This window comes from Peterkaempfera podocarpi (assembly GCF_042466665.1).
Lineage (GTDB): Bacteria > Actinomycetota > Actinomycetes > Streptomycetales > Streptomycetaceae > Peterkaempfera > Peterkaempfera podocarpi.
In genome coordinates this window covers 6,017,939-6,032,071 of record NZ_CP162102.1, presented here as the reverse complement: position 1 = coordinate 6,032,071, position 14,133 = coordinate 6,017,939, and the positions used below count along the sequence as shown (strand labels likewise).

The following is a 14,133-nucleotide window of genomic DNA, read 5'->3' as shown; positions in this document are numbered from 1 at the left end:
TCCGAGCGGTGGCGCGCGGTGAGTTCGGCGTTGGGGTGGGCAAGGTGACAGTCGCGCTGCCCGGACCGGGAAGGGATGCCTTGCCGGCGGGGGTGAAGTGCTTGAAGCTCTTCGCGGGCGCGTACGGTTTGGGGACCGCGTGTGTGAAAGGTATTGACTTGTCGTGCGGGATGGCGGGCGGGGCCACGTGCCGTGTCGGCTGAGGTGCCGCCGTAGCCGCGCCTGCCGGCAGCAGACTTCCTGCCACTAGCGCGCTGACCGTCATCAGGGCTGTACGACGGATGATCCGGACGGTGCCGGCCGATCTGCCGCGCAGCTTCCAGCCTGCGATGCGCACCATGGCGCGATCCCCTCCCCATTCGCGCCCAAGGCAGCACAAACTCTGCCGTGAGCATGCATCAGCCGCGTCGTGGCGATCTACGAGCCCGGCGGGTGATCACGCTAGGGCCTTGCTTGGGTTCGAAAATCCAAGGGAAGGCAAAATCATGTTCACGTCATCCCAACGAGGTGATCACAAGTGCTGCGAATCCGGCAGAAAAGTACGCACGCGTAGCGCCTCGCTGCCGGATCGATCGTGGACCTCAGTGGCCGCGCCGCACAGAATGCACAGCGGCGCGGGACCCAAGGGGGGACCGCCGGACACCTGCGTAAGGATCCCGACATCACCATGTTCACCTCTCGCATATCCGCTCGCGGTCAGGGTCCTGAGGGATCCCGCGGGACCGCACGAAGGGGCCGAACGGCGACTGCGCCGCCCCCGCGCGGGTCAAGGCGCCTTTCTGCCGCGACCTTGGCCGCCGCGATGGCGGCCGGCGTCCTGGGCGCGGCGACCCCGGCGCACGCAGTGCCCGCTTTCGCGCCTGCGGTAGCGGCCAACACTCCAGTGCAATCCGCGATCCTCGCCGCAATGGCATCGGGGCAGCCCGTGACGGTCGACTCGCTGACCGACACGGGGACGGTGGTGACCGCCAATCCCGACGGCACCCTCACCCGCACTGTGGACTCCAGTCCCCAGCGGGTGAAGCAGAACGGCACCTGGGTGTCCATCGACACGACGCTGCAGGCACAAGGTGACGGCAGCCTGGCTCCCAAGGCCGCCGCCACCTCCGTCTCCTTCTCCGGCGGCGGCACCGACGTGATGGCCACCTTGCGGGACGGCGCCGACGCCCTGGGCTTCACCTGGCCCACCACCCTGCCCACACCCACCGTCTCGGGTGACACCGCGACCTACGCGGACGTCTTCCCGCAGGTGGATCTCCAACTGACCGCGGACGCCAGCGGGTACTCCTCGATTCTGGTGGTGAAGACGGCTGAGGCCGCGAACAACCCGGATCTGCAGAACCTCACCCTGGGCACCCAGGCCACGAACGTCACCGTCACCAGCACCCCCGATGGCGGCGCGCAGGCGACGGACACCGCCAGCGGCGCGGTCGTCTTCCACAGCGACACCGCCACGATGTGGGACAGCAGCACGACCGGCACCACCTCCGCAACGACGATGCAGTCCGCCCCCGCGGCCGGCCGCACCAGGGCGGCCGCCCTGCGCAGCGCACAGGCCGAGCATGCCGCCTCGGCGCAGGTGGGCGCATCAGGCCCGGGTGAAGGTGACGGTCAGCCATGGCAAGCAGAAGCTCAGCCTGGACAAGGCGCTGCTGACCTCCAAGAGCACCCGGTATCCCGTGTATGTCGATCCTGACTGGACCGGAAACCCGTCCCAGATGAACTGGGCGCGGATCTCCGACAACGGGTGGGACGTCTACAACTCCACGTCGACCACGGGCTCGACGAATGCTCGTGAGGGCTGGGACAACAACAGTCCAGGCAACGGCGAACGCGCCCGAACTTATTATCAGATGAACACGAGCGGCATCAAGGGTGCGTCGATCATCTCGGCGGACCTGTACGTGTCCCAGTTGTCCGCCGCATCATGTTCGGACACACCTGCCACGGTGTATGGCACGGACGCCCCCAGCGGCTGGAACTCCTCCGGCTTGTACTGGGGCCATGAGCCGACCACTCGGACAGGGCAGCTCGACACTGCCTCGAGCCACGAGGCCGGCACCTGCCCGGTCACCGACGGCTCCGGCTCCTACGTGAGCCCGCCCAAACTCGACTTCGACGTCACCAGCCGCATTACCTCTGCAGCCGCAGGCAACTGGGGCACCGCGACATTCAAGGTCGAGTCGGTCAACATGAACGATGCGACCCAGTGGAAGCAGCTGGCCTACAAGGGCGGCGCGACACTGTCGGTCACCTACACCTACCGGCCCAAGCTCAAAGACGGCACCGGGGACCCGGCGATCCACCCCTCGGTGGCCGACAATGGACGCACCCTGACCACCACGCACACCCCGACGCTGTCCGCGCGCGCCATCGACCCGGACCTCGACGGGGGCAGTGAGCCTGTCCACATCCTGTACCACGTCTACAACTCCTCCGGCACGGAGGTAGGCAGCGGCTACGGTCCGGCCAGCGGCTACAACACCAACGGCAGCGACTGGACCACGCCAACCCTGGCGGACGGGACCTACACCTGGAAGGCCACCGCCCAGAACTCCGCCGGATGGTGGGTGAGCAGCTCCGGGACCTTCACCGCCACGCAGACCTTTACCGTCGACACCACCGCGCCGCATGCCCCCAGCATTACCTCGACCCAGTTCCCCCCGGGGCAGATCGGCAGCGCGTTCGACGATTCGGGCACGTTCGCGCTCAGCAACGACCACGCCAACAACGTCAAGGGCTACCTGTTCTCCCTCGACGGCGACCTCGCCAACACCACCTACGCCGCCAACCACGGCACGGCCTGGACCACCACCACGACTATCACAGCGGGCAAGGTCTACTGGGCGACTGCTGACAACGGTTCAGGGACGGGCACCGAGGTCCTCAACGGCTCCGCCGCCCCCGTCTTCGCCCCCGGCACGACCGGACCACACCGCGTCTTCGCCAAGGCCGTCGACCAAGCAGGCAGCACCTCGCCGCAGACCACCTACCTCTTCTACGCCGGCACCAGCACGCCCACCTACGCGTACGGCGACAAGATGGTCAGCGGCTACACCGCCACCAACACCGACGGCACGACCACCACTGTCCCCGCAGCCACCACCACCAGCACCGGTGGCCACCTGATCTCTCAACCCAACTACAACGGCTACTACTTCGCCGACGGCAACCAGGGCATGCTCGCCAACAACGGCAGCACATCCGTCGCCATCGGAGACAAGGCAACCTTCACTTTCGACATCCCCCACGCAGGCCCCTGGGACATCGGCGCAAACCTCACCATCGCCAAGGACTATGGGACCTACAGCCTCACCCTCGACGCCGGCCAGTCGAACGCCACAACGCTGATCGACAACTTCGACGCCTACAGCTCCATCGTCACCACCCGGTACATCGACCTCGGCGCCCCCAAGGACACGAGCGGCACACTACAAATCCTCACACAGGGCAAACACACCCTGACCCTGGCCCTGGTCGGCAAGAACGCCAGCTCCACCGGCTACCAGGCAGGAATCGATACCCTGCGCCTGGGACCCGCCGCGACCTGCGCCATCAACAACACCACGACGTGTCTCAACAACATCGCCACCAGCACCTATCCCGGCACCACCACTAGCACAGCCAACGCCGACGGCGAAGGCGCGAGCATCGAAGCCACCGACCTCGCCGCGGCCGGCTGGACCAAGAGCGTCACCGTGGACGGCGCCACCGCCACCCTGCCCACGTACGGCACCGGGACCAACGACAACATGCTGGCCTCCGGCCAGGTCGTCACCGTCCCCGCCACCGGCGTGGTCAACCAGGGCAACGCCGTGGTGTTCCTCGCCTTCATCACCAACGGCGGCAGCGTCAAAGACAGCATGGAGGCTTCGGGCACCATCACCTACGCTCCCGGCTCGTGCGTGGCCTTCCAGGACTACAGCCTCGATACCATCCCTGACTGGATCACAGGCCCAAGCACCCAGGCAGCTCTCACCCTGAGCCACCAAAACCACAACAACAACACCCAGACCACTTCCACTCCGAAGGTCTTCGCGCTCAGCGTCCCCCTCACCTGCCCGGGCGACACCGTGACCAGCATTTCCCTCCCCCTGTGGTCCAACGGCGTCCACACCGGCCAAAGCGGACTCCACGTCCTCGGGCTGGGCATCCGCCCCACTTCCTACGTCGCCGGCACAGGCAAGGCCCAGTCTTGGACCGGGACATTCGCCGCCAAACAGGACACCAACATGGGGACCTGGACCAACCAGACCCTGCGTCTGCCGGTCCACGTAAGCCTCGGCAACAGCACCGACACCGACGGGAAGGTACGCATCCGCCTGTCGAACGCCCTGGGAACCACCCCGGTAACCTTCCCCCACGTCTCCATCGCCCCCCAGGACACAGCGACGGGCGGCGCCGCCGCAGCCGCAACACCCAGCCCCGTGACCTTCGCAGGCAACACAAGCGTGACCCTGCCAGCCGGCGGCGACGTTGTCAGCGACCCCGTAACCCTCGCCGTCGCCGAACAATCCACCCTTCTGGTCAGCATCCAGCTCAGCGGCGCAGTCCCCAGGATGCCTGCACACGCGACCGCCCAGACCACCTCTTACGCCACCCCGTCGGGCAGCGGCGACCACACCAGTGACACCGCCGCGACCAACTACACGGTCACCATGACCACGCAGCCCTACCTCACGGGCATCGACGTCACCTCAGCGCAGAACACCACAGGCTCAGTCGTCCTGTACGGCGACCAGACCGTCAACGCCGACACCGCCACCGCAGACGGTGCCCACCACCTCAGCGACCAGATCGCCAATGCCCTCGTCACCGACCCCAACGGCGACGGCACCCTCCACTACGGCATCCTCAACGAAGGCACGAACAGCGGAAGCCTGACCAACAACCTCCTCCCGCCCATCACCAACGAGCCTCTCCCCCAGAACGCAAGCAACCCCTTGGACCGCAGCGCCCTCGAGCAAAGCAACGTACGCACCATCCTTCTCTCCACCGGCACCAGCGACCTCCTCAGCTGTATAGATACCGACAGCCACACCTGCGCAACCACTGTCGAGAACGAGCTCAACGCCCTCGCGAACGAAGCCCGCTCGTACTACACCGACGACGCCACCAACTACAACCTCACCCTCAACAACCTCGAGGCGAAGCTCACGGTGTACGTCGCCACCATCCCACCCTTCACCACCACCCACACCACCGCCCAGGAAGACGCACGCAAGGCCGTCAACAGCTACATCCTCAGCGGCGCAACCGACTCTGACCTCTACCTCGGCGGCAACGCCGACGGGGTCATCGACTTCGCCGCCGCGGTTTCCGACGCAGGCAACGACACCTCCGAGACCGTCAAATCCACCGACCTGTCGGCCAGCGGTACCCCCAACGACGCCTACTACCAGGACCTCGCCCAGCAGTACCTCACAGACACCGCCCCCAGCGGCGGCCACGTACGCATCCAGCCCAACTCCATCCAAATCCACCCCAAGGGCCACCCGCCCCTGATCCGGAGTTGGACACACCCGTAACGAACGAGGGCGACATGCCTGTTGCGCTCGGCTGCAGCCCGTCCTGTACCAGAGCGACTGCGATACCGGCTTGCGATGCAAGAGCGGGCAGGCGGCAGTCGACGAAGAGGCCTTCACGGATCCTTCGGTAGGGCGGTCGGCCAACTCGCCTGAGCTGTCTGTCTAGTCGCTCACAGCCCAGCACGGTGCCGAACCGATTCCTTGATCACCATCGCTACAGCCGCCTCGGCCTCGGTCCAGCGCGTGTTCCACCCCCGTTTCGGGTGCCGGAGGTCCCTTCGCCAAGGCTGGCGAAGGGACCTCCGGCTCGCTGTCTTGTCGACCGGTGACACGTTGCGGCGATGCTCGCACCCGTGCCATCTACCTGCTGGGGACTGCTACGAGACCGTGGCCATCTATTCTGATTGCGTGACCAAGCCGCACTCGGTCCGGATAGTCAAGGCTCCGCAAAGCACCTTCTGAGCCCCAGGTCAGAAAGCTCCTCCCCGCCAGCGCGGGGGTGATCCGTCGGTCTATGCGGCCTCCAGGGCGCGGTAGCCCTCCTCCCCGCCAGCGCGGGGGTGATCCGGAATTCGAACTGGTCGGGTGCCAGCGAACGCCTCCTCCCCGCCAGCGCGGGGGTGATCCGACGTCAAGACCGCCGCGGACTCCAAGCTCACCCTCCTCCCCGCCAGCGCGGGGGTGATCCGATCGCGATAGCGGCCTTGACCTCCTCGGCGTTCTCCTCCCCGCCAGCGCGGGGGTGATCCGCCCGGCGGGAACGCCGCCCCTACAGCGAGATCCTCCTCCCCGCCAGCGCGGGGGTGATCCGTCGAAGAACTCGGCCTTCATGAGCCCGTTCGGTGTGCCCGGCCCGTCCGCGGCCTCCTCCCCGCCAGCGCGGGGGTGATCCGGCCATCCTTGGCCCGATGACCACGCATGACCTCTCCTCCCCGCCAGCGCGGGGGTGATCCGACCACCCCGGCCTGCCCCGTCTGCGGACTGCACTCCTCCCCGCCAGCGCGGGGGTGATCCGGTGGCCCACAGCATGGTGGCGCGCTGCTCAGGCTCCTCCCCGCCAGCGCGGGGGTGATCCGTTGGACGCGTTGAGCGCCATCGGGACGCCGTTCTCCTCCCCACCAGCGCGGGGGTGATCCGACCACCCCGGCCTGCCCCGTCTGCGGACTGCACTCCTCCCCGCCAGCGCGGGGGTGATCCGCCCGCCCCGGCTCCGGCCTCGAAGCCGTCGGTCTCCTCCCCGCCAGCGCGGGGGTGATCCGGACATGAGCGTGTAGGGGCAGGGCTCCTCGGCGTCCTCCCCGCCAGCGCGGGGGTGATCCCTGGTTATCTTGACTCCGTAGGCAAGGTAGGCAGCTCCTCCCCGCCAGCGCGGGGGTGATCCGCTTGTGCTGCCACAGGCGGTAGGACGCCCTGTCTCCTCCCCGCCAGCGCGGGGGTGATCCGGCCGATGCGGCGATGCAGCACACCCGGGCGGCCTCCTCCCCGCCAGCGCGGGGGTGATCCGCCACCCACACAGAAAGGGCGGAGCAGCAGGCACTCCTCCCCGCCAGCGCGGGGGTGATCCGGGAACGTTCATCGCCCAGACATGACGAAACGCCTCCTCCCCGCCAGCGCGGGGGTGATCCGCCGTCGCCGGAGGCCTTGAGCGCCTCGTGGGCCTCCTCCCCGCCAGCGCGGGGGTGATCCGGCGGCGACGGACGGGGCGCGGCAGATCGCGGACTCCTCCCCGCCAGCGCGGGGGTGATCCGCGTGAGCAACTAGGGCTCAAGCGCCGGGTAGCCTCCTCCCCGCCAGCGCGGGGGTGATCCGCTTGCCTTCATGTCCGCCGCAGAATCCGCGCTCTCCTCCCCGCCAGCGCGGGGGTGATCCGCCGCTCATCATTGGCTCGGACTGGGATTTCACCTCCTCCCCGCCAGCGCGGGGGTGATCCGTGGTACAGCGCCAGGTCTCCGCGCTGGATGCCCTCCTCCCCGCCAGCGCGGGGGTGATCCGTGGTACAGCGCCAGGTCTCCGCGCTGGATGCCCTCCTCCCCGCCAGCGCGGGGGTGATCCGGACTCGCCCGCGACCTCACCACCGCCGGCTACCTCCTCCCCGCCAGCGCGGGGGTGATCCGCCGCTCATCATTGGCTCGGACTGGGATTTCACCTCCTCCCCGCCAGCGCGGGGGTGATCCGTGGTACAGCGCCAGGTCTCCGCGCTGGATGCCCTCCTCCCCGCCAGCGCGGGGGTGATCCGTGGTACAGCGCCAGGTCTCCGCGCTGGATGCCCTCCTCCCCGCCAGCGCGGGGGTGATCCGGACTCGCCCGCGACCTCACCACCGCCGGCTACCTCCTCCCCGCCAGCGCGGGGGTGATCCGGCGTCGCTGACGTTCCGGGCCGCGGCCAGCAGCTCCTCCCCGCCAGCGCGGGGGTGATCCGGGCCTGATCAAGGGGCTGCAGTCGCAGGAGAACTCCTCCCCGCCAGCGCGGGGGTGATCCGGCCGGATCGGCATGTGGAAGGCCCTCGCCAGCCTCCTCCCCGCCAGCGCGGGGGTGCTCCGTACATGGGCGGCCTGATCGCGCTCTACCTGATCTCCTCCCCGCCAGCGCGGGGGTGATCCCCCTCCAACGTCAGCGGAGGCACGGAGGACGTCCTCCTCCCCGCCAGCGCGGGGGTGATCCGCTGGGTGAGGAGAGCGTCCACGCGGCCGCTCAGTCCTCCGCGCCAGCACGGGGGTGATCCGCGCCAGCGGTCGCCGCCATCGAGAGCAATTCTCATCAGACCATCAGCAACCAACGTCAGAGACGGTTCGAGGGCCGCCGCGTGGTTGGGCGGTCATGCGGATGAGGGTGAGGCCGTCGAAGTCGACGGGATGTCTGCGTCGAGTGCCTGCAGTGCGCAGGGCGAAGCCTTGCTCGTTGGCCGCGGGTTGGACGAGTAACGCTGCACCGTCTGCAACGACTTGGGTGGTGGCATCCCAGAGTTCGTCGCGGACGCGGGCTGAGACGGTGCCGACGAAGATGCCGGGGAGGACTTCGATGGTCCAACGACTGAGGGCTCCGCGCAGACTGTCGGTACGGCGGTCGTGGCGATGACGACCATGGACGGCATCTCAATCCTCCGCTGCGTAGTTAACGCCGGCGGGCAGGACACCGAGTTGGGGGTCCCACAGTTGGACCATGTCGACGTCCTGGCGTTCGGAGTCGTTGCCGACGCCCGTCGCCGGGGAAAGGAGTGCCTGGATATCTCCGACGATTCTCGGTAGCAGTTTGATGAGACGGAATCCGTCGCGGAGTTTCCGACGGGCTTCCTGCTCGGGGTTGGCCGCGGCGTGGAGAGAGAAGGCGAGGGGGAGGGTGGTGTCTGCCTTGTATAAATCGGCGATGTCGTAGACGAAGGAGTGCTGGGTTCCGGTGTGGACGAAGCCCAGCGCCGGTGAGCAGCCCATGGCGAGCAGGGCTGCGTGGACGACGCCATACAGGCAGGTGTTGGCGGCGGACAGCGCGAGATTGACGGGATCCTGTGTGTGCCATTGGGCTGGGTCGTAGTTGCGGCGGAAGCGGCCGATGCCGTGTTGCTGGGCGAAGATGCGGTAGAGGGCCTTCATGCGTTGGCCTTCCATACCGCGGAGTTGGGCGAGGGTGGTGCCGGGCGGGACGTCGTCGTCGAAGCGGCGGTGGTACATGCGGATCGCGACGTCGAGGCGGCGTTGTTCGTCGGCCCATGCGTGTACCTGGCGTTCGAGCCAGGTGGTGGTCAGGGAGTCGGGCAGGATGCCGGCGTAGGCGCGGACTCCTCCGGCGCCGGTGCACACCACGGTGGTCCCGTGACGCGCGAGGGTGGACAGGGCTCGGGCGGTGATGGAGGTGCCGGGTCCGAGCAGCATGCAGGACAAGGATGCCGTGGGGATGTAGACGGTGTCGGTGCCGCGCGTGGTCTCGATCTGCGCGCAGACCCCGGTGTCATCTTGGACGATGCGGACGATGTCGAGGTACAGGAAGGAGAGTGAGTCCGCGACCTTGGGCAGCATCGCCAAGGTGGGGGCTGCGAGCCGTGCTTTGGGGTCGGTTTTTCGGGCGTTCATCCGCGGTGGGCCGGGGCGAGGCTGAGCAGGCCGGCGCCGTAGGGCTTTCCTTTGCCTATACCGGCGAGGACAGCTGTAGTGAGCGCGTGGGGGTCGGTGATGGTGGCCAGGCCGTCGAAGCGTGTCAGGGCATGCCGGGGGGCGGAGTTGCCGCGGCCGCGGGCAGCTGGCAGTGGACTAGCGACCACGCTGTGCACCGCGAGTCCTGCGTCCGCTGACTTTCGCTGCCACCAGGTGGTGGCTTCCTCGCCGGTGAGTGGGATGACCCTGCCGTGCTTGCGGCCGCTGGCCATCTCCTGCTCACTGGGGCGGATGCGTTTGGAGGCGTTGGCCGCGATGCGGTAGCGGACCTGCAGGCCGGTGGTGAAGGCCTTGAGCATGGGGCCAAGGTCTCGGGTGTCGATCTGCCCGTAGTCGGCGGGCAGGTGGCGGAGGTCTGGGGGGAGCAGGGACTGTACGAGGAGGACCTCGCCGGTTTGTGTGCGGTCCAGGCGGAAGAGGATGCCCGCTTGTTGGCGGGCGCTGTCGCCGATGCCATCGGGGGCCAGTCGCATGACGGTCTTGTGCAGTCCGTCGGCGTCTACGAGGTCCCTTCGGACGGCGGTGCTGCGTGGGTTGAGGAGGATGCGGGTGAGGGTGGCGGTGGTCATGCGTCCTGCTTCAGGGCGTAGTCGATGAGTCGGTCTGCGGGCTGGGGTCCAACGTACAGACCGGCAGGGAGTTGCTCGACGGTGCGCCACAGTCGCCGCGAGCTGTACTGCCGGGTGCGGGGGGCGAAGCTCTCGGGGATGTCGGTGATCTCGTACAGCTGGGCTTGGCTGGTCTGGTCGGCGGGTGGGTTCTCGTAGATGAACTCCACGGCAATGGTGGAGCGGCCAGGGGCTGGGGGCCGGGCGAGGCTGAGTGGCACGGCGTAGCGCAGTTCGTCTTCCGGGTCGTCGACGGCGGCGCGTAGGAGGAGCGGTTCGTCGGGGACGCAGGAGCGGCGGCCGAGGTAGGGGGCCCAGGTGGGGTGTTCCAGGGCGTCGGTGATCTCGTCGAGGAGCGGGGTGGGGCCGGTGACGGCGACGGTGAAGACGGCGTCGGCCAGGTAGTGGCGGCGTGAGACCAGGGTGGCCGCGTCTGCCTGTCGGCGGCCGCCTTCGCTGGTGGGGACGGTGTTGGCGGCGGGGAGGCCGCCGCCTACGGTGTGGAAGTCGATCAGGCGGGTGCCGGGGCGGTCGACGCGGACGGTCAGGCCGAGCTCGGCGTACCGGTGGAGCAGCGCGGTGCGGGCGCGGCCTTCGGCGGAGGCGAACATGCCGATCAGGCCGGATCGGGTGGGGAAGGATGCGGTGTCGCGGGTGCCGAATACCGACCGCTCTCCCCAGGACTGTAGGGGGCCGGCGAGTCGCAGGATCAGTGCGCTCACGAGGTCGCCTTTGCGGTGAACGCGGCCTGGACGGCGGCGTCGACGAGGTCGGGGAAGGAGGTGTGGCGGGTTCCGAGGCCGTCGATCGGCTTGTCTTCGATGCCGGCGTGTGCGTGGGCGATGCGTCCGCGGCCTGCGGTCAGGCGGTCCACTGCGACGGCGTATTCGGCCAGTGCCTGGCGGGATGCTTGGGAGAAGCCGCCGGACAACTGGGGGCCCACGGGCTGCTCGAAGGCCGCGGCGAAGGACACGGGGCGGCGGGTGCGGACAGCGATGTAGGCGAGGTCGGGGATGGTGTGGGGGGCTGTGCTGTTCTTCTTGGCCTGGGGCAGGGACATCAGGTAGGCGTCGATGTACAGCTTGACGAGTTCCTGGGCGCGGTCGCGGTCGCCGTCCAGGTTCGTGACGAGGTCTTCGACGTTGACGGTAGAGAAGCGGTAGAACACGCCGGCGCTGAACTCGGCGGTCTGCATGTGTCCGCTGCCGGTTTCTTCGGCGGGCAGCCAGTCGTCCACCGCGGTGAAGAAGTCCTGCTGGGGGTCGGAGCCGTGGGTGGTGAAGGGGTGGGCGACCTGGACTGCGCCGTCGACCTTGCCGCCGGGTAGTTCGGCGAGCATGCGGCCGAACAGGTCGATGGTCGCGGTGCGGCCTTTGAGCAGCGCGGTGACCTCGTCCGTGGGTAGGACCGCTTCGGAGCCGTCGGCTTTGCCCTTGGCTTTGCCTTTGCCCGCCGCACTCTGGGTGCGCTCGGCTGCGGCTTCCAGCGCATCGCGGTGCCTCTGGCAGAGGGCCGCGAGTTCGTCGATCGCGGAGGCGGGCAAGTAGAGCAGGACGGAGGTCTTGCCTCCCTCTTCGGTCTTCAAGCCCTTGCCGGCGGAGCGGGCCACCTGCTCGCCTGCGAACTGGGCGAGGCCGGTGGGCCAGCCGGCGGTGCGCAGGGATTCAGCGACCTTGCCGGGGACCAGACGGGTGCGCCTGGCGTACTCGCCGAGCTGGTCCTCGACCTCGTGTCGGATCTCGCGCTTCCAGGACTGGCTGGAGACCCGGATGCGTTCAGTGTTGCCGTAGCGGACGGTTTTGGGCTGGCCGAGGTCGTCGCGGTTGAGGTTGGCGAACGGGACGGACTGCAGGGCGTGCAGATCGATGTAGAGGGCCATCAGTTGCTCACGTTCTCCTCATCGGCGGGGGCGGTCGCTCGGGGTGAGTGCAGGGTGCGGTAGAAGGACTGCAGCCAGCGGGTGGCGATGCGGTCGCGGTACAGGTCCCATGCCGACAGGTCGTCCAGGAGTACGGCCCAGTCGACGGTGATGCCTGAGGTCTGCAGGTGTCGGATCAGCGCGGGCAGCCGCGGGTGGACAGAGGTGGTGCTCTGGCGGGTCAGGAGCCGTAGCCGGGTCTCGGCACTGTCCTCTTTCATCTTCGCGTTGCGTACGGCCAGGGCCAGGCTGTCCCCGAGGTTGGGGCGGGTGTGCCACGCTGCGGTGGAACTGGTGTCGGGCTGTTCGCGGTCATGCGTAGGTGAGACCGTGGTCGGGGCTGTGCCTTCGGCGGGGTCCGCGCTGGCCTGTTCGCCGTCCGCGTCGCGTACGGCGCGAGGCCGGGCGGCGATGAGTGCGGCAACCGCGTAGTAGGCGCGTTCGTCGTATTGCCCCTGGGGCACGCGCCAGGCCAAGTAGCGGTGCATGCGGCCGCACTGGTCGACGGGCCGGCCCAGTCCGCTGCGCAGGTCCGCCCTCGCGCCGGGCGCCTCGCACAGCGTGGTCACTGCGGCCACGAACGCGGTCATCCGCTCGCGGCGCGTCTCAGAGCCCGTTGGGGCGGGTGCTGGTGGTGAGGTGGTGCTCATACTGGGGCCTCCTTGCGGTGCTCGGATCCGGATGGGACCGGCGGCAGGACGGTTCGCAGGATGCCCAGGGCGTGGCTCACTGCCCGGGCGGGCTTTTGCTGCCGCTCCGCTGCGCCCACTGCGGCGCGCAGAGCCTGCTCCGCGTCGCGGACGAAGGCCCGGTACGGTTCCTGGTCCGCGGCCTCGGACAGCAGACGCCAAAACGTTGGCTCAGCCAGCGGCCAGTACGCGTTGTGGGCTCGGGCCCGCCACGATCCTGGGTTCTTGCTGTCGACCTTGACCTGGCGGCCTTCGGCTGGTGGTGGCGAGGTGGTCTCGGCCCAGGCCACGGCGGCGGCGAAGCCGAGCTTGTCGGCGACTTCTTCAGCGGCCTTGCGGCAGGTGGAGATCCGGTGGGCCATCGCCGGGTTCCGTTCCTGCGTCCATCTCAGGATCGGTGGGGTGACCGAGGTGAACCAGGCCCGGTCGACCTGCTGGCCGTCCTGGTCGAAGCCGTAGGCTCGCACCCGTAGGGCCGCGCGTACGTCTTCGGGCAGGTCGTTGAGGTCGGCGAAGATCGTGGGCCGGTGGAAGCCGGACGTCTCGTCGCTCTTGAGCAGCAGTGCGTCCAGGTCCCGCCACAGGGCCCGCGCTGCGTCGGCTTCTCGGGGGTAGCGGTTACCCGCTGCGGCGCCGGTCTTGACGGTGTTCATCACCACGTAGGGGTCGACGGCTGCCAGCGCCGGGTGGCGGGTGGCCCAGGTCAGGTAGGTGTCGGTGACCGTGCGCCCGTCGGCGGACGGGATCAGGAGCACCGCGTGCCGCGACCGTCCGGTCAGCAGCCTGCCGGGCCAGGTCAGCGGCGCGAGACTGCGCTGGGGATCGGGGGCGTCCGGCTCTTCCCAGGGGCAGAGGTCGTCCGCGTCCTGGGTGTCGACGCTGCGGGGCACTGAGGCCACTAGAGATTCGTGGAGGTTACGTCCAAGCGGGTGGAAGGAGATGGTCTTGCGCAGTGGTCCCGCGGTGCTGTTCGCCAGCGCAGATTCTTCGACGGTGCGTGCGGAGCACCGGCCGCTGGGGCCGTAGTAGTGCTGCACGAGCAGGTGCCATACGGCTTCCTCCGTTGGCAGCGGCTGCGGATCGGTGTCAGTGAACGGCCCCCACCAGGAGGGGTTGTTGCCGGCGGCCCGTCCTGAGTGGCTGTTGTCTTTCCGGCGTTGAGGGCTGCGTTTTCGCTGGTCGGGCATGGGGCCGGCGGTCTCGGGGAGAGTGGTGACGTGTCGAGTCGTCGCTGAGATGGGGGT

General features: G+C 68.6%; 8 protein-coding genes, 1 pseudogene and 1 CRISPR repeat array. Of the genes and pseudogenes, 2 read left to right on the top strand and 7 right to left on the bottom strand.

Annotated features, from left to right (window positions below; genetic code table 11):
• The first annotated feature begins 907 nt into the window (after nt 1-907).
• The gene (locus AB0761_RS26505) at nt 908-1,696 is read left to right on the top strand and encodes a hypothetical protein (protein WP_377271638.1); all 789 of its coding nucleotides are present in this window, start codon (nt 908-910) and stop codon (nt 1,694-1,696) included.
• Nucleotides 1,599-5,528: a hypothetical protein gene (locus AB0761_RS26500; protein WP_377271637.1), complete on the top strand. Its 3,930-nt coding sequence runs from the start codon at nt 1,599-1,601 to the stop codon at nt 5,526-5,528. The genes AB0761_RS26505 and AB0761_RS26500 overlap by 98 nt, the downstream gene beginning before the upstream one ends.
• Before the next feature lie 478 nt (nt 5,529-6,006).
• A CRISPR array of direct repeats spans nt 6,007-8,252; the repeat unit is 29 nt; unit sequence CTCCTCCCCGCCAGCGCGGGGGTGATCCG.
• 42 nt (nt 8,253-8,294) lie between these two features.
• Here AB0761_RS26500 and cas2e read toward each other — a convergent pair.
• The 7 genes and pseudogenes from cas2e to casA all read right to left on the bottom strand — a co-directional run bounded on the left by cas2e (nt 8,295) and on the right by casA (nt 14,076).
• Nucleotides 8,295-8,620: pseudogene (cas2e, locus tag AB0761_RS26495) on the bottom strand (type I-E CRISPR-associated endoribonuclease Cas2e).
• A gap of 1 nt (nt 8,621) precedes the next feature.
• Entirely contained in the window at nt 8,622-9,539 is a 918-nt protein-coding gene (gene cas1e, locus AB0761_RS26490; protein ID WP_377274336.1) for a type I-E CRISPR-associated endonuclease Cas1e, read from the bottom strand.
• Nucleotides 9,540-9,589: 50 nt separating this feature from the next.
• Nucleotides 9,590-10,243: a type I-E CRISPR-associated protein Cas6/Cse3/CasE gene (gene cas6e / locus AB0761_RS26485; RefSeq protein ID WP_377271636.1), complete on the bottom strand. Its 654-nt coding sequence runs from the start codon at nt 10,241-10,243 to the stop codon at nt 9,590-9,592.
• Nucleotides 10,240-11,004 (bottom strand): type I-E CRISPR-associated protein Cas5/CasD, encoded by a 765-nt coding sequence (gene cas5e, locus AB0761_RS26480; RefSeq protein WP_377271635.1) that lies wholly within the window; start codon nt 11,002-11,004, stop codon nt 10,240-10,242. The genes cas6e and cas5e overlap by 4 nt, the downstream gene beginning before the upstream one ends.
• Nucleotides 11,001-12,161: a type I-E CRISPR-associated protein Cas7/Cse4/CasC gene (gene cas7e / locus AB0761_RS26475; protein WP_377271634.1), complete on the bottom strand. Its 1,161-nt coding sequence runs from the start codon at nt 12,159-12,161 to the stop codon at nt 11,001-11,003. Before cas7e ends, cas5e begins: the two co-directional genes overlap by 4 nt.
• Entirely contained in the window at nt 12,161-12,850 is a 690-nt protein-coding gene (gene casB, locus AB0761_RS26470; RefSeq protein ID WP_377271633.1) for a type I-E CRISPR-associated protein Cse2/CasB, read from the bottom strand. Before casB ends, cas7e begins: the two co-directional genes overlap by 1 nt.
• Complete coding sequence (casA, locus tag AB0761_RS26465) at nt 12,847-14,076, bottom strand: type I-E CRISPR-associated protein Cse1/CasA (protein WP_377271632.1); 1,230 nt, start codon at nt 14,074-14,076, stop codon at nt 12,847-12,849. Before casA ends, casB begins: the two co-directional genes overlap by 4 nt.
• Between the last annotated feature and the right edge of the window lie 57 nt (nt 14,077-14,133).